13 protein-coding genes and 2 pseudogenes are annotated in these 21,961 nt (G+C 55.0%); 7 read left to right on the forward strand and 8 right to left on the reverse strand.

The window, feature by feature from the left end; genetic code table 11:
• Window positions 1–36 precede the first annotated feature (36 nt).
• The 3 genes and pseudogenes from BMY01_RS10750 to BMY01_RS18320 all read right to left on the reverse strand — a co-directional run.
• Window positions 37–1,185, reverse strand: coding sequence for an HAF repeat-containing PEP-CTERM protein (locus BMY01_RS10750; RefSeq protein ID WP_081353886.1), 1,149 nt, complete (start codon window positions 1,183–1,185; stop codon window positions 37–39).
• 702 nt (window positions 1,186–1,887) lie between these two features.
• Window positions 1,888–2,652, reverse strand: coding sequence for a Kazal-type serine protease inhibitor domain protein (locus tag BMY01_RS10760; protein WP_074747006.1), 765 nt, complete (start codon window positions 2,650–2,652; stop codon window positions 1,888–1,890).
• 1,034 nt (window positions 2,653–3,686) lie between these two features.
• Window positions 3,687–3,844: pseudogene (locus BMY01_RS18320) on the reverse strand (IS5/IS1182 family transposase); the annotation flags it as partial.
• Between BMY01_RS18320 and BMY01_RS10775 the strand changes: the two are divergent.
• Both BMY01_RS10775 and BMY01_RS10780 read left to right on the forward strand, forming a co-directional pair.
• Window positions 3,830–4,237: a hypothetical protein gene (locus tag BMY01_RS10775; protein WP_074747012.1), complete on the forward strand. Its 408-nt coding sequence runs from the start codon at window positions 3,830–3,832 to the stop codon at window positions 4,235–4,237. The pseudogene BMY01_RS18320 and the gene BMY01_RS10775 sit on opposite strands and share 15 nt — an antisense overlap.
• Before the next feature lie 171 nt (window positions 4,238–4,408).
• The gene (locus tag BMY01_RS10780; RefSeq protein ID WP_074747014.1) at window positions 4,409–5,599 is read left to right on the forward strand and encodes an HAF repeat-containing protein; all 1,191 of its coding nucleotides are present in this window, start codon (window positions 4,409–4,411) and stop codon (window positions 5,597–5,599) included.
• Window positions 5,600–5,722: 123 nt separating this feature from the next.
• On the opposite strand, the pseudogene BMY01_RS18790 reads toward BMY01_RS10780, so the two are convergent.
• Window positions 5,723–6,163, reverse strand: a pseudogene (locus tag BMY01_RS18790) (site-specific integrase).
• Window positions 6,085–6,666: a hypothetical protein gene (locus tag BMY01_RS18330; protein WP_139176863.1), complete on the reverse strand. Its 582-nt coding sequence runs from the start codon at window positions 6,664–6,666 to the stop codon at window positions 6,085–6,087. Before BMY01_RS18330 ends, BMY01_RS18790 begins: the two are co-directional and overlap by 79 nt.
• A 996-nt stretch (window positions 6,667–7,662) precedes the next feature.
• Between BMY01_RS18330 and BMY01_RS17425 the strand changes: the two genes are divergently transcribed.
• From BMY01_RS17425 to BMY01_RS10810, 5 genes are all read left to right on the forward strand, one after another.
• Window positions 7,663–8,037: a hypothetical protein gene (locus BMY01_RS17425; protein ID WP_139176865.1), complete on the forward strand. Its 375-nt coding sequence runs from the start codon at window positions 7,663–7,665 to the stop codon at window positions 8,035–8,037.
• A gap of 431 nt (window positions 8,038–8,468) precedes the next feature.
• Window positions 8,469–11,600 (forward strand): DUF499 domain-containing protein, encoded by a 3,132-nt coding sequence (locus BMY01_RS10795; protein WP_074747016.1) that lies wholly within the window; start codon window positions 8,469–8,471, stop codon window positions 11,598–11,600.
• Between the two features lie 3 nt (window positions 11,601–11,603).
• Window positions 11,604–12,227 carry a DUF3780 domain-containing protein gene (locus BMY01_RS10800; RefSeq protein ID WP_074747018.1) on the forward strand — a complete coding sequence of 208 codons (624 nt, stop codon included), beginning with the start codon at window positions 11,604–11,606 and terminating at the stop codon, window positions 12,225–12,227.
• A gap of 18 nt (window positions 12,228–12,245) precedes the next feature.
• A complete protein-coding gene (locus BMY01_RS10805) occupies window positions 12,246–15,116 on the forward strand; it encodes an anti-phage-associated DUF1156 domain-containing protein (RefSeq protein ID WP_074747020.1) in 2,871 nt (956 codons plus the stop codon).
• Window positions 15,116–17,914 (forward strand): phospholipase D-like domain-containing anti-phage protein, encoded by a 2,799-nt coding sequence (locus BMY01_RS10810; protein ID WP_074747022.1) that lies wholly within the window; start codon window positions 15,116–15,118, stop codon window positions 17,912–17,914. The genes BMY01_RS10805 and BMY01_RS10810 overlap by 1 nt, the downstream gene beginning before the upstream one ends.
• Window positions 17,915–18,031: 117 nt before the next feature.
• On the opposite strand, the gene BMY01_RS10815 is transcribed toward BMY01_RS10810, so the two are convergent.
• From BMY01_RS10815 to BMY01_RS18080, 3 genes are read right to left on the reverse strand one after another with little or no spacing between them, the layout of a single operon-like run.
• The gene (locus tag BMY01_RS10815) at window positions 18,032–19,300 is read right to left on the reverse strand and encodes an McrC family protein (protein ID WP_139176867.1); all 1,269 of its coding nucleotides are present in this window, start codon (window positions 19,298–19,300) and stop codon (window positions 18,032–18,034) included.
• The gene (locus BMY01_RS10820; protein ID WP_217638652.1) at window positions 19,300–21,054 is read right to left on the reverse strand and encodes an AAA family ATPase; all 1,755 of its coding nucleotides are present in this window, start codon (window positions 21,052–21,054) and stop codon (window positions 19,300–19,302) included. The genes BMY01_RS10815 and BMY01_RS10820 overlap by 1 nt, the downstream gene beginning before the upstream one ends.
• Window positions 21,055–21,104: 50 nt before the next feature.
• Window positions 21,105–21,548 carry a hypothetical protein gene (locus tag BMY01_RS18080; protein ID WP_217638653.1) on the reverse strand — a complete coding sequence of 148 codons (444 nt, stop codon included), beginning with the start codon at window positions 21,546–21,548 and terminating at the stop codon, window positions 21,105–21,107.
• Window positions 21,549–21,961: the final 413 nt, after the last annotated feature.

Raw genomic sequence — 21,961 nt, forward strand, 5'->3', positions numbered from 1 at the left:
GGCGGGTAACCGAAAGGGCTGGGTTTGTAGCTATTTTTATGCCAGCAGGTTCTTTCGCCATGCCACAAACCCGATCAAGCCCAAGCCCGCGAGCATCAAGGCATAGGACTGAGGTTCAGGAATAGGAGGAAGAGCGTTGGCGACGATGATCTGTCCCACGTTATTGATGTCTTGGGCGTCCCCTAGAACAAGTCCGGCGGGCAACTCAGCTAGCGAATTGAGATCGGCCATGCCCACACCATTGGGGCCTGTAATAAAAGCGTGCAAATCACCTGTAGCCGTGATGGACTCGCCTACCACCTGCCCTGCATCGTTGATGCCATAAGCCCAACTTTCCCTTCCACCCAGGGTGCCCAGATCCCTCATGTTCGCCCCATCAGGGCTAGTGATGAAGGCACGATGATAACCCTCTGCTGTGAAGGATCCCCCCACTACCTGTCCGGCGTTATTAATGTCCCAAGCGTAACTGTCACCTCCACCAAGGGTTCCGAGATCGGTCATCCCCGTGCCATCAGGGCCGGTTATGAAAGCATGGTAATAACCTTCAGCTGTGCGAGAGTATCCAGCCGCCTGCCCTATATCGTTGATACCATGAGCTCGACTCCGATCCCCGCCTAGCGTGCCCAGGTCCCTCATGTTAGCGCCATTGGGGTCGGTGATAAAAGCGTGCGTCTCATCTGTCCTCGTGTCGGACTCCCCCACCGCCTGTGCAGCGTGATTGATTCCCCAAGCAAAACTGTTACGTCCACCAAGCGTCCCGAGATCGGTCATGCCCACCCCATCAGGACCCGTGATAAAAGCGTGCCAACCTCCAGCCGCGGAGGAGTACCCTACCACCTGTCCAGCGTCATTGATGCCATAGGCGCCACTAAAATGTGGCCAACCTCCACTCAGCGTCCCAAGATCCGCTGCGTACACCCCATTGGGGTGGGGGCGGGTGATGAAAGCGTGCCTCTCACCTGTGCTCGTGTCGGACCCCCCCGCCGCCTGCCCAGCGTCATTAATGCCATAGGCGAAACTGTCACTTCCACCCAGGGTGCCCATACTGGTCAGTCTTTTGGTATTGAGGTCCAGAATATATGAACGTAACTGCTGTGCAGAGACAGGGGAAACGAAACATAGGCCGATACTCAAGGCTGTTGCCAAAATCAAACTCTGGATTTTAGAGCTATGGGTAATTTTCATGATTTCTCTCCAGTAAGAGAAGGTTTTTAGGGGATCCTGCCTACATTAATTTCCAGCAAAAGTCATGCCACCAAGAGAGAGTGTACATTGAATCTCCATTGGAAAATTAATATCAGACGAGAGAACTGTGTCGTTTTTTACCCCTAATGGGGACAAATTGGAGGAGATTTCCGGCTGGAAAACTGCGACAGTAAACAAACATACGAGATTTACCCATTGCCGGGTCATATCTAACCCATATTATTCATGTGGTGAAAACAGCCAAGGGGACTTTAGCGGGGCAAATGTAGCTGATAGGTTTTGAGACCCATCAATCATTACTTGTTCTGGGCAACATTGAACAATGATTCCCTTTTGCAACACCTCCAGTCTTTTTATGATGTTTTTATAACAGGCATAATATTTGCTTTGCTCGTGCAATAATCCACATGAACAAAGATATGAAATTCATTAAAGCTTTTTGCCTATCATTTTTCATTTGCCTTGGCAATGTCCATGCAAATTTCATTGATCATGGCAGGGGACAGTCTCTAATATAAAGTCGCGTGCATCTTCACCCGTCAACAACGACTCAAACTAATATGGTTTTTCCGGAAACACGATTTATTCAGTTATAGTTTGCCAATTTCAATCCATCTCTGAGCAAGGACGAATTTGCATCCGCCCCTGCCAGGAAAAACGCCTTTTCGCGACTACTTCAAATCATTGTTTTACGCAGATACCACTGCAATCCGCTCCGCCATGTGCCGGATCGCAATTGTCTGAAGGATCATCCACACACTTCTTGCCCTCAGGGCAGGGGAAGCCCGCTATGCCACCGCACATCTGCTTCGGTTCTTTCTCCCCATACGCCGAACTTCCTTTCGGCGGATAATCGACGCGCTTGCCTGTTCCTCGCTTCCCGGATTCCGCTGTGCCTATGCTGATCGTCTCACGAACCTGGCGGAGCGCAACCGCTTCCACGTCGATGGATTCGACTTCTCCATCAGTATGGCGAGCGGTATAAACGCCGACAACATCCAGGGGCACCGGGCTTTTCACGACCAGGAATCCTTCAAGAAAGGCGAAATCCACGCACACGCCATCGATCGGACAAAAGTAATTGGCGATATCAAAGCAATTGACCCCTACCGCCCCATCCGGTTGAATGACGGCCTCCTTGAAAGGCGTCACGTCGAATGGGCCTGGCTCGGAGCCAAACTGTGCGGCAAGCGCCACCTTGGCGGCAATGCTGATTTTTTTGTCGCTCGGGTTATGAATGTTGACCGTGGTGCGATAAGTGCCGCGTGCCAGTGTTCCGTCCTGATGTGGCAGCAGCAATGAACACGCGACCTTGGCCGAATATTGATACTCCGTCTTGATTGTCTTGGAAGGCTTCACCGGTTCCGCCTGTGAAACGGGAGTAACAAGCAGACTGCACAGTCCCATCAATGCGGACAAAAAGCCTATCACTGGCAACTGTTTCATAACGACCTCCTTATTGTCGGAATTCGAACAAACCCCGCATGCCTTCAAATGTCAAAGTCATGAACAGGGCATGAAGCGTTTTTGACCGTCATTACTCCAGTGACAGGAGGGCATTCGGATTTCCAGATTTATTCATAGCAGTATTTGCTTTACAGTCAAGCTTGTTTCGGAATTTTTAAAACAATGGTTTTTGCCGGGTATGAGGTTGACTATCAGTCCTTCGGGCAGGACGGAGACTATCATGGCGTGATCTCGCCAAGGCGGAAGGAGGATGAGAAACTACAGGCAATTTGCTCGCGAAAAGATCGCAGAACATAAAGATGGAAACATGACGAAAAGTCATTTTTCCTTTCTTGCAGTAACGGCCGAGCTTCCTTTAAAAATCGGGCAGAAGTCTCAGCTTTGCAGGTCAACGTGGACTTTTGCCGTTTGACATGCGGGTCAATTTTTTGAGGAGCGCCTTACACGATTTTTGCACCGACTCAAGCATGGTGTAGAGGTCAAGAAGATTGATGACGATATATTTCCCGCAATCCGGACAGGAAAGCCTCGGTTCGTACTTGAGCCGCAAGATTGTCTCTTCATGCTGATTCGAGCAGTGAGGACAGAAGATTATTATTGATTCGGAATCCAGATCGGATGGCATTGCAACTCCTTATGGTCGGATTGGTACTCATTTCGGACGACTGGAGCGTTGGGAGGAATTGCGAGGAGCGTCAGATGGCGGGCTTCGAGGGCAGGACTGAAAATCTTTGGAAAAAGCAGCAGTTTATTATCACGTATCTGGTGGGGAGGGTAGTCGCAAAAAAGTATAAACGTTGATTACAAAGGTTTTTATTATTTCAGTTCTTAAACGTACCGTTAAAAATACCGTCAGTAGCTTGCAGCTATCCCATTTTTTTCGACGATTGCGAGTTTTTCAGTTAGATTTCTTAGCGGAACGCGAGCCGAAACGCATTTTATCACGATTCTTTTTTTATCAATTTTAATAATCTTTGCATCCATAATCTTTGCATCCGCTTATTACTTAGAACTTATCCGTAAATAATGTTTGTTTTTCCCGGGCCCTCTGCCCTGCGAAAGGCGATGATGGCGCAGGCGAGCATAAGCAGTGGATGTAGCTGCGGTGCGTTTTCTCGAACCGGACCAGTAGCTTTCGGAAGTGATTCAGCCAGGAATGGCTGACCTCAACCCCCAGCAGCAGCTCGAGGAGGCAAACGTCAGAAATCTTGCGTTGATCGAGGCGAACTCAAAACTGAATGACAGGGTGACAAACAATGCCGCAAAAGAAAATCAGAAGATCCACGCTGCCGACGCTGCTCTCCACCGCGATCCTGACGGCCTGCGCATCCTAGCCGAAACATGCCGAGTTGACCCAGTGTCCGCCACTGCCGATAGTGCCGCCGTCGATCCTGGAGGAGGACGATGTGATTGGCTACGACTTCCAGGCGAAGTTGAAGAAAATCTTTACGACTACGCCCTTAAAGCCAATCGCACCCGGGTCAAACGGAACGAGTGCAGGGAGTGGGCGTTAGGCCTTCAGCAGATGCGGGAGGAGTGGGAGAGAGATCAAGATTCCCGTTAATAATGATGTGGGACGTAGCTTAAGTCAGGAAAAGCCATGTTCAAAAAGCAGTTGAAAAGAAAAGGGAACAGGGATTAGGATCAGACTCGACACCATAGATAATGTCTCAAGCAAATTGATCGCGTTTGATCTGTGAAATCAATCCTTCAATCCGTTTTGCTGGAGCCTACAATGATAATCAAAGATTGCTTCAACTTCCACGGCCTCATCCTCGCTGCAGCCCTGGTTGGCGGCCTTGCTAATCCTGCCATTGCCCAGGAACGCACGTATCTCATCGACCTCAACAGCAGGACAGCGACCGAGCTTGGGAGTTTAGATCGTGACGTCTATGGCCTAGTCGGTAGCAGCGCCATGAATGATGCGGGGCAAATAGTGGGCAGTTATGGTGGAGCTCCTGATCATGCTTTCATCACCGGTCCCAATGGGATCGGTCTTAAGAGTTTGGGTCCCTTCGGTGACCTGGCACAGACAGATTCGGTTGCTTCTGACGTCAACAACAAGGGGCAGGTGGTGGGATTTTTTAGCTCGGTTTATGAGTATGAGTCCCATGCCTTTATCACTGTCCCTGACGGGATCAGTATGAGGGACTTGGGAACCCTGAGCGGTACTTATTCCGGCCATTCTTTCGGCAGCAGTGCTTCTGGCATCAACGAGGCTGGGCAGGTGGTGGGGGGCTCTGAAACGGCTAACGGCACTACTCATGCCTTCATCACTGGCCCTGATGGGGTGGGCATGAGGGACCTTGGCACCCTCGGTGGTGATCGGAGCTCTGCTTACGCCATCAACAATGGGGGACAGGTGGCGGGAAGTTCTGCCACGGCTGACGGCGCTACTCATGCCTTCATCACTGGCCCTGATGGGATGGGCATGAGGGACCTTGGTACGTTAGGCAGTATGAGTTCTGCTAAGGCCATCAACGATGCGGGACAGGTGGTGGGAAATTATCACACGGCTGAAGCCTTTGATATTAATCGTGCTTTCATCACCGGTCCTGATGGAATGGGAATGAGAGACCTTGGCACGTTAGGCGGCGCTTACAGCTTTGTCTTCGGCATGAACGACGCTGGACAGGTGGTGGGAGAATCTAGCCTGGGTAGGGGAGGTCCTCAGCACGCTTTCATCACCGGGCCTGATGGGGGAGCGATGATGGACCTCAATTCATTGATTGACCTCCCACAAGGAGTGACTCTGATTAGGGCCATGGACATCAATGACAACGGGCAAGTGATTGCTGACGGCTTTTTCACATCTGCATCGCCTGTTCCATCTATCCCCGAACCTCAATCCTACGCCCTGATGCTCGCGGGTCTCAGCCTGATCTGGCTGGTGGCATGGCGCCAGAAATCAGGAAGCAGGGTTTAGTACAAACGTACTGCTGCTATTGAAATGGGTCGGAATATCCGGCCACGTTTCAGCATTGCCTTCTATCTCAGGCGTTTCAATTTTGCCTTACCTCAAGAATACTCGCATAACCTAATCAAGTTTTTATGCTAACTCCTCCGCTGTCGCGTTGTAGTAAACCATCAATTGACGTAGATCCCGATGTCCTACCATCCTGGCCAACTCCAGGACATCAAGCTTCTTGGCCAAGCGCGTGATCGCTTCATGCCGCGAATCGTGGAAGTGGAGGTCCTAGATCATCGCCCAAGCTTTACCCTTCCGGAACAGCGCATCAATCTGTTGGGTAGTGAGCCCGAACATGAGCTGTCCATTCCGCACTTTATCCACCTGGTGGAGGATGCGGAGTGCCTCGGCCGACAACGGCACATCCCGCTTTGTACCGTTTTTTGTTTCCAGCAACCTAACGTAACGCCGCTCGAAATCCACCCGGTCACGCGTGAGGCGCGCTATCTCGCCGGCACGCATGGCTGTTTCCTGGGCGAATAACCAGGCAGCACCAACCCGTGCTGTGACGGTGGAGGGCATCTTCTCGTAATCGTAGCCAAGGGCAAATAGCAAACGCTCGTTCTCATCACCCGTAGGCCGACGATCCCGAGGCGGCGGTTCAGCGGGCCTGCGCACACCTTGATCGGGTTTTCCCTCAGCCATCGCCATTCGACCACCGAAATATTCAGCGCGTGCGAAACGAGCGTCCATTCCCTCAGAACTGAAGCGGCCGATACTGACCGCAGCCCCCGATCCCGCCAGGTGGCAAAATGATCTGTCTTGAGTTCTTGCAGCTTGATCTTCGTTATCTCATCCCTGCACAGCATTCCGATCCGTAGCCGTTCCCAGCGCTCCCCTTTTTTTGTGATCGATACCTCATCACGGTAGCGCTCGAGTAGTTGCCCAAAAGTTTTATCCGGAATCTCACCTCGTTTGCCTGCTTGAATGGCTTTTTCCGTTTCGACCGCCCATGCCATGACCTCTGCTTTGGTGTCAAATGTCTCCGAGTCACGGACACCTTTGAGTTTACCTGGGCGCGCCATTTGCGTCCTGATCTGGTAATCGATGCCATACGCTTGGGGCCAAAATTGGGGCAATAATGGGGCCGAAGTAGAGCGGAACAGGGTAAACTGGGTGAAATTGTATAATGCTGATTACAGATAAAACCGTTGAAGAGCAACAACTTAATCGGTTTTGGGAGGATTCTGGAAGAAGTGGAAAATACTTTCGTGGTGCCGGGAGGGGGAATCTAAAAACCTTCAGAAAACTAGTAGGAAAGAGGGTTTCCTACTTTTCATAAACATTTTTTACCCGTATTTTTACCCGCTCTAGTAGCTGTTACTTCATGTGCAGATAACCTGAAGCCAATTAAGCAAAAAATTAAAGAGCGAGAGGACGTATTTTAAAGAGGACACCTATTAAATAAATCAAAACGCTAGTGGCAGTCAAAGCTCGGTCTTGTTCTTGACTCCCGCTCATTTACATTTGTATCCAGTATCGCTTTTTGCAATTTCTTTTTCCTGGCATTCGTCTATCCGTTGTTTCACGTACTTAGCATCAACTGTTTCCGATAAAATAGTGATAGGGCTGTTAATCCACAGGTCTCAGGTACGAACCCTGGTCGGTGGTCCTTAATCAATAAGTATCCTATCTGTCTTTATGCCGCAGACCTACGGGGTTACACCCGGGGTTACGCTAAAGAATGCTACTCGCTCCCTCGCTTTACAGCAATTAGAAATTGAGGATGAAAACAATAGGAGTAAAGGAGGTTTCGGGGCTTCTACATAAGTCCGTCAATACGATTTACACGGATGTTCGGCGCCGCCCTAATTGCCTTCCTCCGCGTCTGGTGATCCCAGGTAGTTCTATACCAAGCCACTTCGGTGGGTTTTTTGCCCTTCCATCCCCCAATACCCATACTGTAACTCAGGTGTACGTTAGTCCAATAGACAAGCTCCGCTGGACTTGGCAAATTGCCAGACTAGTGTGAACCCAAAGCAAGTATTGCTCCCTCTAATAGCAAAATCTAGGCAATAAAAATGAAGCTGCTACTGAGCAGTATCCTTATGGTCTTGATCGCCGGATCCCTGCTCTCGTGTGAAAAAGACTCGTCAACAAAACAGGAACATCAAACCCGGAATAACCCGGAGCCTTGGGAAGAATCTTGGGGCGAATATCAATCTAAAACGACAGCCCCTTACGCACGGCATGCTCCGCCTACCTTTATGGGGTACACGTGCACAATTGATTGCTCAGGGCATGAGGCAGGGTATGAGTGGGCGGAGGAAAATGATATTCACGATCCCGATGATTGCGGGGGAAACTCCGACTCATTTATTGAGGGCTGCATAGCCTATGCGGAAGAGAGGCAGGCGCAGGCGTCAGATACAGAGGAATTGGACTACGACTATTAGGCTTGGTTGCTGGTAATGACAAGCTCTTGATCTCGCAACAGCGTCAATTCTCGCGCCCTGTCCTCGATCTCTTCTTTTACCTCTGCACGCCATTCAGCAGGCATGGCGGAATCTACTGGACTCGGTGTTTCCCAAACACCGCTATCAAAACCATCCTTCTTGCTTCAAATGCTAACGGCAGAGAGTAACTGTGGCCGAACAAGAGAGGAGAACGTAGTTAGAAGGAGAAGGAGAAAGGCTGTCGATCGCAAAGAGAAGTAACATTTTTTTCGAAAACCTCCGCAACTTTTACTCTTTCCAGCCCTATCGCACATCGAAAGTTTGCCGTTGCCTCTATACTTCCGCGTGGGGTTTTCCCGCACAATATAGAACTTGCACGGACGCAAGAATACCCATGATTTCCGCCATTAATCCATCCAGTCCACACCACCATGAGCCTCCACACCCTTTGCAAACCTCGGCAGTCAGTATTCGCCGCTGATCGACGCGCTACAGTTCTCAACCTGGATGCGTTCCTGAAGGGGCAGGTCAACGGCACGGAGTTCTTCGAAGAAAACCACTTTACCAGCGGCATGCTCACGCTCGTCGATCGAGCATTCCGGCACCTGAGTGGTGAGGGAGCCGGGTCGTCGGTCTTCCTCCTGTCGCAGGCGATGGGTGGCGGTAAAACTCACAGCATGATTGCTCTGGGCTTGCTAGCGAAAGACCCAGCCTTGCGGAAGAAGATACTTGGGGAGCGAAACCCGGCACCCAATCTGGGGCGGGCAAGGGTTTCCGGCTTCAATGGCCGCAGCACCGACGCGGTTGGCGGCATCTGGGGTTCGATTGCAGAACAACTTGGCAAGGCTGAACAATTCGCCCGTTACGTTTCTCCTATGCTCAGCGCTCCCGGGCCGGAGGCGTGGAAGCAGTTGCTCGGTGGTGATCCGCTTGTCTTGTTCCTTGACGAGCTTCCGCCCTACCTTGAATACGCAGTTGCGGTTCCGGTCGGCAATGCCGATCTCGGGGTGGTGACCACTGCCGCGTTGGCCAATCTGTTCGTTGCCGTCGCCGACATGGACAACGTCTGCCTGGTGCTTTCCGATCTGGCGGGGTCGAATTTCAGCATTGGACAATCCAAATTGGAATTGGCATTCAATCGTGCCGTCCAGGGCATCACCTCGGAATCCAAGCGCATCGCTGTGCCCATCACGCCCGTCAATCCCAACGGCGACGAGCTGTATCACATCCTGCGCAAACGTTTGTTCGAGGCGATTGCCCCCGACCAGGAAATCCAAAAAGTTGCCGAGGCGTACCGAGAGGCGCTGCGTGAGGCGGTCAGGATGAATTTGACCAGCTCGTCCCCCGAGGCGCTATTCACCCGCATCACCGATGCCTACCCCTTCCATCCCGACCTGCGCGAACTCGTTGGCAAATTCAAGGAAAACGAAGGCTTCCAGCAAACCCGTGGCGTCATTCGCCTGATGCAGATGGTGGTGGCCAGCCTGTGGAACTCCAAGCGGGCTGTCGGTAACGACCTGATTCACCCCTACGATATCGACCTGAATTTGGATGAGATCGCCTCTGAAATCCGGACCATCAATCCGTCGCTCAGCGAAGCTATCGCACACGACATCGCGCATAGTGGCGATGCCGAAGTGGAGCAGATCGACCTCGCCAACGGCAATTCCGACGCCTCAGATGCTGCCCGGCTGATCCTCGTCGCTTCGCTGTCCACTACGCCGGGTGCCATTCAGGGGCTGCGCGAATACCAGCTTGTGGATTGCCTCCAGCGTCCCCATCGCGACCTCTCTACCTTTAAGGCCAACGTCCTCGACAAGCTCGCCACCCGTGCTTGGTATCTCCACAACTCCGACGACGGCCGCCTGTTCTTCAAGAACCAGCAAAATCTCGCGGCCAAGCTTCGTTCTACCGCCCTCTCACTCCACTTCGAAACCGTAGACCGGATGCTACGCAAGCATTTGGAGTCCTACTTTTCCGCGTCACTGCGCGACTGCTACCAAGTCGTCAAAGTGTTGCCGCCGCCCGATGAAGTGCAGGTTGAACAGGAAAAGACCACGCTGGTCATCGTTCGCCCCGGAGGCCAAGCCAACCAGTTGCCCATCTCGGTGGACTGGCAGGCATGGTGGGAACAGCAGCAATACAAGAACCGCGTCCTCTTCCTAACCGGATTGCGGGACACATTCCAGAAGGTGCTCGACTCAGCCCGTCAGACCCGCGCCCTGGAAAGCATCGAAGACGAACTCCGTCAGGAAAAAACACCGTCTGATGATCCGCAGTGGCGGACACTCGACGCCCTGCGCGACCGTGTAGGGCTGCAATTCACCTCCGCCCTCAAGGAAGCCTTTGACCAGATCGTCTATCCCTCGATCAACTTCGCCCTCCGCGCCACGGGCATTGATCTCGCATTCGCCGGCAATCAGAACGGCGAAGCGACGCTTCGCCACACGCTCGAAGGCGCACAAAAGTTTACCACCAAGGTGGATGACGACAGCTTCCGCAGCCGGGCTGAAGGCCGGCTGTTCGGATCAGCAGACAGCAAGGTTGTTCTCTGGGCCGACTTCAAGCGCGCAGCGGCGGTAACAACTAACTGGCCGCTACATAAACTTTCCGCGCTTGAGGACCTCAAGGCCGAATGCCTGCGCCGGGGATTATGGCGCGAGGAGGGTAATCACATTCGCCGCGGCCCCTTCCCGCCGCCCGTGCCGGAAGTCTCGATTCGCGAGCTCTCTGTTCAGGAAGACGGCGACGGCATCACCTATCTCAAGATCGAGCCCTTGCACGCGCCCGCGGTCGTCTTTGAAACGGGTGATGCAAACCCAACCAGCGCCTCCAGCCCGGTGCCGACCCCCACCCGCTTCGGGGCGACCGCACTGCGCTACCGCTTCCTGGCCCATGACCCTGCTGACATGGCGCGGGTCAGTGCGGTCAAGGAATGGACGGCCAAGCTGCGGCTCAAGTACCAGTTGCCCAACCGTGGTGACCATTACGAAGTCGAGCTCCGGGCATTGCCCAAAGCCAGCGGAATCGTCATCCACTACACCACCGACGGTTCCTCACCGACCAACGCTGGCTCGGCAACCTACGATGGCATTTTCCGCGTGCCGACTAACTGCCGCATCGTTTGCGCCATGGCCGTCTGTGCCGCTTATGAGTTAAGTTCAGAAGTCATCCGCATTCAGATTCCGCAAGGCAAAGACACCGGACCGCCTATCGACCTCACCCAACCGGCCCGCTGGACGCAGCAAACCAAATTCGACGATACCGGCGCGGTGTGGGACTTCCTGCAACGGCTGGAAACAGCTGCCGGTGTTGTTGCGCATGATATCCGCCTCACGGCTGAGAGTACGGACGGCCAACAGAACGTCGAGTATTCCGGTGCGCTGGAGGGGGGCTACAACGCCGCCACCACGAAATCCGTCGCCGAGCGCTTGCAAGAAATCGTCAGCAACGGTAGCCTGCGCATGAGCGTCGGCTCCTTGGCTTTCCCCAGCGGTCAGGTGTTGCTCGACTGGCTCAAGGCCACCAACCAGCCGTTTAACGCCGCGAAGGTCAGTCAATAAGCCATGGTCCGCACACCTGCATCCGCCCGCAAGATTGTCGGTCTCGGCTTTCTACCCGAAGAAGCTCGTCACGGCTTCCTCATTGATGTCCCCAAGGGAAGCAGCGCCAGCGAAATGATCTACATCACGGAGCACCGTGGTAATGATCTCGACCATCTGGGCGTTCGCACCGTGGAGATACCTGCGCCGAACGACCCATCCCTGCGTGTACTGATCGACCGCAACCGCTGGCTTGCACTCGCTCCGGCCTTCTGGGCAGAAGCCAACCGCCGCCTGCGTGCCAACGGCCTGCCGCTGGCGAAGTTCCAGAAGAACCCTGGCAATCCCGTGCCGGTGCATCCGTCGCTGGGCAAGGAGCTTTGCATCCTTTGCTGGGCAGTGGAAGACGCCTCACCTGATGACATCCCTAACGCCCTGCACAACTGGGAGGCGCTGGCTCCGGAAGAACGCTGGTGGCTCTACACCATGACAGTGGCCACCACCGGGCAGGCCACGCAGAAGGGGCTGGGTTGGCGCAAGGCGCTGCGTGCTGCCATCGTCGACAACCCCTTCGTTAAGGGCGAGGGCCTGTCGCCCAAGGCCCGCCGCGAGCTGCTGGGTCATTCGCAGCTTTCGCTCTCACTCTGAATTCATCAAGATCGCCCCATGCCTGCATTCATCGAAACCCAGTTCCCCGTCGCCCGCCTCTCCGCCGAGTCTTACAAGGAGCGCAAGGCGAACAACGGACAGACACTAACTCGTCTTGGCAAATGGTGGGGGCGCAAGCCGCTGATTCTTGTACGGGCCTCTATCATTGGCATGTTGATGCCCGCCTCCAACGACGCAAAAAAAGACCGCGAGATTTTTCTCAAGATTTTGACCATGGATGACGACGGCACATGGCAACGTGTCAAAGACGCAGTTTCTGGCGCACCCTGGCGCACCGAGGACAGCTACATCAGCCGTACCGCATTCGACGCCTTGCCTTACGCAGATAGACTCCGATACTGCGAGCGCCCGGAGAACGTCGAGGGTCCGTCAGAGAGCGCTTGGGTGGAGATCAACGCGCACCTCGGCACCACAGCGACCTCCTTGGCTGAGTTGGTCGAACAACTCGGTCAGCGCGCCTTCGGCCATACGCCCCGTGTCGGCGATAGCTTTTGCGGTGGTGGTTCCATTCCTTTCGAGGCAGCCCGCATCGGTTGCGAGGCGTTTGGCTCCGACTTAAATCCCGTCGCGGGATTGCTCACTTGGGCCAGCCTCAATTTGCTTTGCGGAGACATGGATGTTCAGGAAGAAGTCATCCGCGCACAGGCCGAGGCGCTCGCCGCCGCCGACCGACAAGTCACCGAATGGGGCATCGAGCACAATGCGCAGGGCGAACGCGCTGACGCGTACCTCTACTGCGTAGAGGTGAAGCCAGAGGGGTGCGACTATTTCATTCCGCTGGCGCCTAGTTGGCTGATCGGAGAGAAATCCAAGGTCGTCGCCCGTTGGCAGCTTGTCCCCGGCAGCGACTCTCTGACGCCAGAAATCGCTGTTGTCTCAGATGCCGAACTGAAACTCTACAAAGAAAAGAAAGGCGCCACGGTGGTAGATAGTCGCGTCATCGATCCCTTCAACGCAAGCCGTTCTTGGTCGATGGAAGCCTTGCGGGGCCCGGAGGGACTGCGGCGTTGGAGCAATAATGATGTGGTTCCGCGCCCCGGCGATGTGTTTCAGGAACGGCTCTACTGCATCCGCTGGGTAAAGACCGTGGTTCGAAATGGCAAACCTAAGAAAGTCCGCCGCTACGCCGCCCCTGAGGCTGCTGATCTGGCGCGGGAAGCGAAGGTGCTGGAACTGCTGCGCGAACGCCTTGCGGAGTGGCAGCGCGAGGGGTTTATTCCGTCGAAAGTAATTCCTGAAGGTGGCGACGAGACCGCGCGTCTCTATCGCGAGCGGGGTTGGACTTACTGGTACCATTTGTTTACCCCAAGGCAGTTGTTGACGCACGGACTACTCGCAGAAATCAGCGGTCGCCTTGCGACGTCGAAGGCGGCGAAAGTTGGGTGCGTTCTGGGGTTGGGTCGAATTGCGAATTGGAATTCAAGGCTATGCCTTTGGGACACGAGTCCCGCAAATGAAAAAGGAAAAGATGTCTTCCTGAATCAAGCTTTAAATACACTGGCTAGCTACTCGAATCGATCGCTTCAAAAACTCGCTACTGCATGGCCGGTATTAACAGAAGCAAAGGTATCAACCGCTCGCATTTCTAAAGTGTTGCCGGTTGACGCCCGCGATCTCCGCCAAACTTGCGACCTTTGGGTCACCGATCCCCCCTATGCGGACGCGGTCAACTACCACGAACTGGGAGATTTCTTCCTGGCTTGGTACGACAAGCAGCTGGCCAAAGCCTTCCCCGAATGGATACCTGACGCTCGCGCCGAGCTCGCGGTGCGCGGTGACGGTGAGGACTTCCGCCATTCCATGGTGGAGATTTATAAGAACCTCGCCAACCACATGCCGAACAACGGTATGCAGATGGTCATGTTTACCCATCAAGACCCCGCGGTCTGGGCTGATCTGGGGATGATCCTCTGGGCCGCGGGACTGAAAGCCACCGCCGCGTGGACCATCAGCACCGAAACCGAAGCCGCCGGCATCAAGAAAGGCAACTATGTCCAAGGTACCGTCTGCCTCGTCCTGCGAAAGCGCATTGCCAACGAGCCCGGCTTCCTCGATGAGGTATATCCTCTGGTGGAAGATGAAGTGAAGCGCCAGATCGAGTCCATGCAGGCCCTCGACGAAAGTGGGGAGCCCAACTTCAACGACGCTGATTACCAGCTTGCCGCCTATGCTGCCGCGCTGAAGGTGCTGACTCAATATGGCAATCTGGATAGCAAGGACGTGGAACATGAAGTTTTTGCGGTGCGTGCCAAGAACGAGAAGAGCGATTTCCAGATCGTAATCGAACGAGCGCTCGCTATCGCGTGCGATACGCTGGTGCCACATGGACTGGACGCCTCTTGGCGTGATCTTTCCTTGGTAGAGCGCTACTACTTGCGAGCGCTGGATATCGAGAGCCGGGGCGAGCGTCGCAAGGGCATGTATGAAGAGCTGGCACGCGGCTTCGGGGTCACTGACGTCAAGCCGCTGCTCAAGAGCGACAAGGCGAATGGCACTCGCATGTTCACGCCATCGGGCCTTGCTGCAACCCAGCTTGCTCCCGTGAGTGGAGGCGAGGCGAATTCGGCTGCACTGCCTGCTCGCGGTGGACGCGCAGGCCGCAATGGCCCACACCCGTTTGCGGCATCGCTTCTGCGGCATCTGATGTTTGCCATCTGCGAAACCACCGCGGCCGACAATAGCCCGGAATCGGGTCGGCAGTACTTGCGCGACACCTTTGGCCAGGCCTACTGGGGCAAGCGCGAGGGCTTCATCGGCTTGCTCGAATGGCTCGCCGCCCTTGGCAACGCCGAGGGCATGAACGAATGGATTGCGGATTCCGAGGCCGCCCGCATCCTAGCCGGTCGCCTGCGGAATGATCACGCCTGATGTTGGAGCGCCATTCCAGTCGACGTAACAGACTCGACCACTCGGTACTGGCGCGGCGCCTCGATGGCGCAGTGTCATACGACCGCATTGCCGGCTACTTCCGGTCCAGTCTGTTCGAGGTGGCGGGCGAAGCGATCTCAAAGGTTTCCGGGCCAGTACGCATCATCTGCAACTCGGACCTCGACCCGCAAGATCTCATCACCGCGGCGGCGGCCCAAGCGGCGCTGCGCCGGAGCTGGTGCGCGGGCAAGCCGGAAGAGGCGCCGCCAATGGCATTACCCCGCTACCGCGCACTCTACGACGCGTTGACCAGCCGGAAGATGGAGGTGCGGGTGCTGCCGGATTCCGCCTTCGGCCTGATTCACGGCAAGGCCGGTGTAGTGCGCCGCGCCGATGGTTCGGCCACTGCGTTCCTGGGCAGCGTTAACGAAAGCGCCTCAGCCTGGAAAGTGAATTATGAACTGCTGTGGGAAGACGCCGACCCCGCGACGATTGCCTGGGTACAGGAAGAATTTGATGCGCTATGGAACGATGCTCGTGCTGTCGATCTGGCCTGTTGCCCCTTCATTACGCAGGATGTGGAACGCATCCTATCGCGGAAGCTGATCGAGCCCGAGGATCTGCAAGCCATTGCTGACCCGACTGCAGCGGCTGCCGCTGCGGCGGTCGAAACGCCTGTTTATCGCCGCGAACAGGGCTTGTGGCCACATCAGAAGTATTTCGCCCGCCTCGCGCTGGAGCGACACCGGCTTGGCGGAGCGCGGCTAGTGCTGGCTGACCAGGTGGGTCTGGGCAAGACGATTCAGTTGGCGATGGCCGCGCTGCTGATGGCGCTGGATGATCCTGACGGTGGCCCAATTCTTGTGCTGGCGCCGAAGCCGTTGCTGCAACAGTGGCAGGACGAGTTGATGGAACTCTTGCTGCTACCATCAGCTCGCTGGAATGGCCGTGCGTGGGTTGATGAGAACGAGCTGGAATACCCCTCGGAGAGTGGCAAGTCACTCGGCAAGTGCCCCCGCCGCATTGGCTTGGTCTCCCAAGGGTTGGTTGTTCGCGGGCTGTCGGAAGCTGTCAATCAACTCCTGAGTCGGCGCTATACCTGCGTGATCGTCGACGAAGCGCACCGCGCTCGCCGACGTAATGTGCCGAAGGTGGATGCCGATGCTACTGAAATCAATGAGCGTGCCGCCCCCAACAAACTGATGGTTTTCCTACGGGAACTAGGGCCCAAGACAAAGAGCATGTTGCTCGCCACGGCGACGCCGGTGCAATTGCACCCGGTTGAGGCATGGGACTTGTTGCACATCCTGTCTCACGGCAACGAAGGAGTGCTAGGTGGCTGGACGCATACAAGTCCCTGGTTTCAGGCCAGTCATTGCCTGGAGATTGCCACCGGGGATTCGGCAGTACCAATAGTCGATGTTCGCGACGGCTGGCAGTACGTACGTGATCCGCTTCCCTCAAGGTTTGAAGACCCAGCATTCGATCGTATCCGCCGCACCCTCGATGCCAGCGACGCGCGGTGGCAATTCAATCCCGAAAGTCTCGACAACCTATCTAAAGCGATTCAGCGCGTCCAACTACAGAACGGCTTGCTGCCCAACTACGGCGAAACCTTTAACCCGCTGTTGCGCTGCATCGTTCGCCGCACGCGCGCCTACCTTGAAGCGACGATCAATCCCGCGACCGGTGACTATTTCCTGCCCAAAGTGACGGTGAAGCTGTTTGGGGAGGACGACAGCGGTGCTCTGATGCTCGGCAGCTATCTGCGTGATGCCTATCAGGAGGCGGAGAACTTCTCGCAACTGCTCCAGGAACGGGTAAAAGGGGCGGGCTTTTTCAAGACACTGCTACTGCGCCGTTTGGGCAGTTCGATGGAAGCGGGGCGCCGCACCGTTGCCAAACTGCTCGGCGAAGAGCTGGACATCCCCGACGACGAGGATGATGATGACGCCGAGGAAGATGCGCCTGCGCAGGTCGGCCGGCCGCCGCAGGCTCTCAGCGACTTCAAGAACTTCACTAATGCCGAGCGCCAGTCCCTTGAGCGTTGCCTCAAGCTGCTTCTCGAGGGCGGCAACAACGACCCTAAGCTGGATGCGCTAATCGGCTACCTGCGGGGTGGCACCCACCCCGGCCTCCCTCACAGTTGGCTGGATCTTGGTTGCATCATGTTTTCTCAGTACTACGACACTGTCCGCTGGGTCGGTGACGAACTGGCCAAGCGTACCGAGTTTACCAGCATGGACATCGGCCTTTATGCCGGCAGCAACCGTTCCGGGATCTGGCGTAACGGCACGTTTCAGCGTTGCGACAGGAACGATCTCAAGGCTCGCGTCCGAACTGGGGACCTCAAACTCTTGTTGGGGACTGATGCCGCGTCCGAAGGCCTCAACCTCCAGCGTCTGGGTGCGCTGATCAATATCGACTTGCCGTGGAACCCGACACGATTGGAGCAGCGCAAGGGGCGCATCCAGCGCATCGGCCAGGCTCGCGGTGAAATATGGATTGCCAACCTTCGCTATCGTGGCTCAATTGAAGATCGGGTCCATCAGGTGCTCGCCGACCGCCTCGAAGCAATTCACGACCTGTTCGGCCAGATTCCCGACACGCTGGAAGATGTGTGGGTGCAGATAGCGCTTAACGACGAGAAAGCCGCCAATCAACTCATCGACCGAACAACGGCGACTCGAAACCCGTTCGATGCGAAATACAGTAAGGTAGAAGATGCCAACTGGGAGACCTGCGCGTCTGTGTTGGACCCGCTAAGCATGAAGAAGATATTGTCGCGGGGGTGGTAGCGGAGCAGAGAGTGCTTGAACACGCTACACGGCGGGTGTGACACATGCCCCCTCACCTTACGGCAAGCACTGAGCAGGCTAGTCCCCAATGCCGCAGCCTACCGGGTCGCGGGCTCATCAAGATGCCACCGAAGGGTGCAACTCCACCGGCAACGGGCCGCCACTTGCGAGCTTTCGAATATCGAATGCATAAATCTCGAGAATAGGAGCACCCGGGATTGCCAATCTATATCTTTCGACAAGCCCGGGCGGACGGGTTATTGAGGACGGATATATTAGTGCCACGCGTTCGCACCTATATCGGCTGGCATAGACGGCAAGCTGATAAGCGTCAGATGGCGAAACGCCGAATGAAGGGGCTTGGGGGTCTAGCCGCTTCCATTTGGCGTCGAAGATCCGGACTACAACATCATCGTCCATCAAAGTGACGTCTGGCCGAAGGCTGAACGCAGGGCCCGAGTCAGACCGCGCAAGGTTCTTTTGTGGGCCTTGCGATACAATTTTAAAGTTGTTTTCCTGGCTACCTCGCCAAGCCTGCCGCACTTTGACGACGAGGAATGCTTCAAACAGCCGCTCCATATTAAACAGCAGGCAGGTGCCGTCGATATTCCCGCTGCGGACGTCTGGAAAGAGGCCCTGCAAAAGCCATGCGGCTCGCTCGAAGATTGGTTTCCAACGATTCGTCATTCGATCGAAGATTAGCCGGGCAATATCTCGCGGTGTCACGGGATACAGGGCGACATTATCAAAGTGATGCAAAAGAGTAGTCACGGTAGCCCTGGTCTGAACGCTGACTGCGCTAGAGCGCAGGGCCGACAACACGGCCTTCAGCGCACGATTATGCGGGTTGTCGATTGTGCGCTCATCAAAGCTACAGAACAAATGCGATCGGTCAAAGCTGTTTCGCAGAAGATGATTGGTTAGAATCAAACGGCCGCGCAGCGCATTCAGGTTCTCTTTATGGTCCTGATAGCGTGCGATTGCGCCACCGCGTAGCATCGTGCGCACGCGAGAGCAGAAATCTAAAATGAACTGATCCAGCAAATGAAGCTGCTGCTGCCCGAGTGTCGATTCTCCCGCGTTGGACACAATGAGATTGCCCGTGATGCGCAGCATTGCCACCAGTAGGCCGCGCGCGCCCTCGTTCGAATCCTGGCCGTCCTCAATCTTAGGTAATAACTCTACCGTTACATTACCAGCGCGCAAGACGCCACAGAAAGGTCCGAAGCGAATAGCGCGATGTTGCCAATTCACACTGCCTGCGGGGAGCGAGGGCTGAAGCCGGGCAAATGCTGCCGCCTCGGCTTCGCTCAAGCCGTCGTCTGTTCCGATAGGAATCGCATCTCGCTCTCGCAAAGTCAGTCGCCGCATCGTCAGTCGCCGCATCAGCGGGACTCGTAGATCTTGCGAATGGCGTGAGGGGTAATTTCCGCCTCTGGCGTTACTTCGAATATACGGCACTCGCCAAGTCCGGCAAAATCGGCACTGGGGAATAAGTCCACAGGGTCGGCAGTGACATGTCGTACAAGTTGATATTCGCGATCGGTGACGGTTTGATCGGCGAGGACCAGGCGTATCTGGTTCCAGTCATCGTAGAAATACTCCTGTAGGAGAGGCAGAACCATCTTAGCAATCACAGTGCGCAAATCAGAAAAGCTTCTCACTTTAGTGAAATAGGCGTGCCCGATTGTCTGATCTCGGTGCAGGAAATGCGTCAGTCGTGCGTTGACCGCGTTGAGTAGCTGACGCAAATCAATCTCACCGCCTTCTCCGTCAGGGATCGTCCCTGAACCCCGACTGTCGATATCTCTTGCGCTCGGCATAAGCTCCTCAAAGCGGAATCGCCGCCTTAATGCCGTATCGAGCAGGGCGATTGAGCGGTCTGCAGTGTTCATCGTGCAAATTAGATCCATATTTGCAGGCACGCCGAAGCGATCACCAGAATAAGGTAGCGTGACTTCGAGGCCGTTGACTTTCTTGCCATCCGAGTCGAAGCGCAAACGCTTATCCGCCTCGATTAGCGTGATCAGTTCTCCGAAGATTTTAGCGACGTTTCCGCGATTGATTTCGTCTATAAAAAGGGCATAGCGGTGCCCTGGATCATTGCGTGCCCTCTCACACAGACGCCGCAGGACGCCAAGCCGGATCTCATACGTAACGGTCCCGTTGATAGTCTTGGGCCGGATGCCCTCGACAAAATCTTCGTAAGCGTAGCTTTGATGGAAGGTGATGAACTCAAAGCGGTCGCCCTCGTTATCTGAATAGCGTGGTATGTAGGTGTGCTGCAGACGATAGGTCTTGCCAGTGCCGGGGGGACCATACAGGATCAAGTTCAGCGGCTCCCCAGGATCAGGTGCTTTGTCCGACCTTGCCAAGGTGGGTGGCTTTTCTGTTCTCTCCCCGGATGAATCCCTCCATAATCGAGATAGTGTGCGGGCCGCCTTTGGCTTGATCTCTATACCTGATGATTTCGGATTCCACGTGTGGTCGGGGGCCTCGCGCTGAAGTAACTCGAGAGGCACGATCGGGTCCTGCGACGTGTCGCGGATTTCGACGAAATCCACATCGATGAACTGGATTGTTTTACCCTCCCTGGCTTTTTCCACATCATAATGCGTTGCCACGTAGGGCGAGCGTGCCACTGATCCAAATGCTACGATGCCTTTCGGATCAACCCCGGTGCGCATTAAAAAAACATGGTCTCCCTCACGGGCAGCGGAAGATGCGCACCGCCAGCCGTGGGTGACGGTTTCGCCTGCGCTGGTGTTGGATCGATCGGCGGCGAGAGTGGCCCACTCCCAGTTCTTCGGGTTCCAGCTCAGCAACCAACTCCTTGATGAGTTTTTCCACTTGGCAGCGAGCTCTTTCTCGTAAAAATCGATCTCGCGGGAATGTTCAGCTTCCAGCCGCCGTCGCAGATCGAGGAGTGCTCGATCAATCTTGATTAAATCCCACTTACGGAGCTCCTTCTCTGTCACGCCATCAAAGGCAGAGAGAATAAGTCTCTTGTCTTTTTCCGAGCTAATATGCTCAAAACTGTCTGGAAACAAGAGATGTGGCAGGATATGTGGCAGCTGGCGGTTGCGGGCTTCGGGCAAGCTGCTCAGCCATTCTGCGAACGTCCACGGGTCGTTCACCATGTTTTGACGTTGAACTCGGTCACGATGCTTAAAGTCGAGTAGCGCCGCAACTAGAAAGGCAATCTCTCGCCATCATGTGTGTTGTACGCGGTGCCTGTAGAGCCGAGCCCTTCAAGGACTGCGTCGGAAAGCGTGGGATGGTCCTCGGGCAAATCTCCCCCCGACCAAGACCAAACCAGCCGGATGTTCGCTCTCTTTTTCGAAGTGCGAACGTTGGACTGGAACAGCATGAGGATCCATAGGATCTCTGCCATCAGCTTGTGACACTCAGCTGATCCTCGGGAAAGTTGGGTGCGCAGCTTGCCAAAGAAATCGCCTTCACCCTCGTGGAGGTTTTGAACGAATCTCTGATCCAGCTCATCAACCAGCACAGGGGTCCATAGGTTCAACCCATCCTGTAATATCGACTCGTCATCGATCAGACAGCGCTCGCTCCATCTCGCAGCTGCAGCGTGGTTAAGCTTTGGGTCGTGGTGCGGGTTATAACGTGCCAAGACGAAATCTCCATGTCGCTAGGTCTTCTTCATACATTTATCGATGTGCGCGGATGGCCATCAAGTTTCTAATCGGCGTAGAAACGGAGTGTTAATGCGTAGCTCCACGTTCCGAGCCTCATGCGCTCCGACTTTAGATTTGTTTAGAAATTCTCGGAGGGATTGCTGCGGCATACGTTACTTATAGACATTACTGATCAGCTTGGGGCGATTATATATAACTCAGCAGTATTTCCTGCTGTCCTGAGGTACACCAGAGAATCAGTGTGGGTATTCAGAACTTAACGAGGAGGAGTCGCTACTTGAGCAAGTGAATACCTAGGGCTGCTTCAGGTAACCAACTTGAAGTCGAATGCAAAAAGAGGTTTTTGAAATAAATGAGATCCGATATGGTTCATCGTTACTTCGCCATG

It is taken from the genome of Nitrosospira multiformis (assembly GCF_900110185.1).
Lineage (GTDB): Bacteria > Pseudomonadota > Gammaproteobacteria > Burkholderiales > Nitrosomonadaceae > Nitrosospira > Nitrosospira multiformis_A.

What these genes read in the sequence shown, in the direction of transcription:
- BMY01_RS17425 (WP_139176865.1), top strand. Translation starts at nt 7,663, where the DNA reads ATGAAGCTGCTACTGAGCAGTATCCTTATGGTCTTGATCGCCGGATCC.
- BMY01_RS10800 (WP_074747018.1), top strand. Translation starts at nt 11,604, where the DNA reads ATGGTCCGCACACCTGCATCCGCCCGCAAGATTGTCGGTCTCGGCTTT.
- BMY01_RS10780 (WP_074747014.1), top strand. Translation starts at nt 4,409, where the DNA reads ATGATAATCAAAGATTGCTTCAACTTCCACGGCCTCATCCTCGCTGCA.
- BMY01_RS10795 (WP_074747016.1), top strand. Translation starts at nt 8,469, where the DNA reads ATGAGCCTCCACACCCTTTGCAAACCTCGGCAGTCAGTATTCGCCGCT.
- BMY01_RS10815 (WP_139176867.1), bottom strand. Translation starts at nt 19,300, where the DNA reads ATGCGGCGACTGACGATGCGGCGACTGACTTTGCGAGAGCGAGATGCG.
- BMY01_RS10805 (WP_074747020.1), top strand. Translation starts at nt 12,246, where the DNA reads ATGCCTGCATTCATCGAAACCCAGTTCCCCGTCGCCCGCCTCTCCGCC.
- BMY01_RS10810 (WP_074747022.1), top strand. Translation starts at nt 15,116, where the DNA reads ATGTTGGAGCGCCATTCCAGTCGACGTAACAGACTCGACCACTCGGTA.
- BMY01_RS10820 (WP_217638652.1), bottom strand. Translation starts at nt 21,054, where the DNA reads ATGGTGAACGACCCGTGGACGTTCGCAGAATGGCTGAGCAGCTTGCCC.
- BMY01_RS10775 (WP_074747012.1), top strand. Translation starts at nt 3,830, where the DNA reads ATGGCTGACCTCAACCCCCAGCAGCAGCTCGAGGAGGCAAACGTCAGA.
- BMY01_RS10760 (WP_074747006.1), bottom strand. Translation starts at nt 2,652, where the DNA reads ATGAAACAGTTGCCAGTGATAGGCTTTTTGTCCGCATTGATGGGACTG.
- BMY01_RS10750 (WP_081353886.1), bottom strand. Translation starts at nt 1,185, where the DNA reads ATGAAAATTACCCATAGCTCTAAAATCCAGAGTTTGATTTTGGCAACA.
- BMY01_RS18330 (WP_139176863.1), bottom strand. Translation starts at nt 6,666, where the DNA reads ATGGCGCGCCCAGGTAAACTCAAAGGTGTCCGTGACTCGGAGACATTT.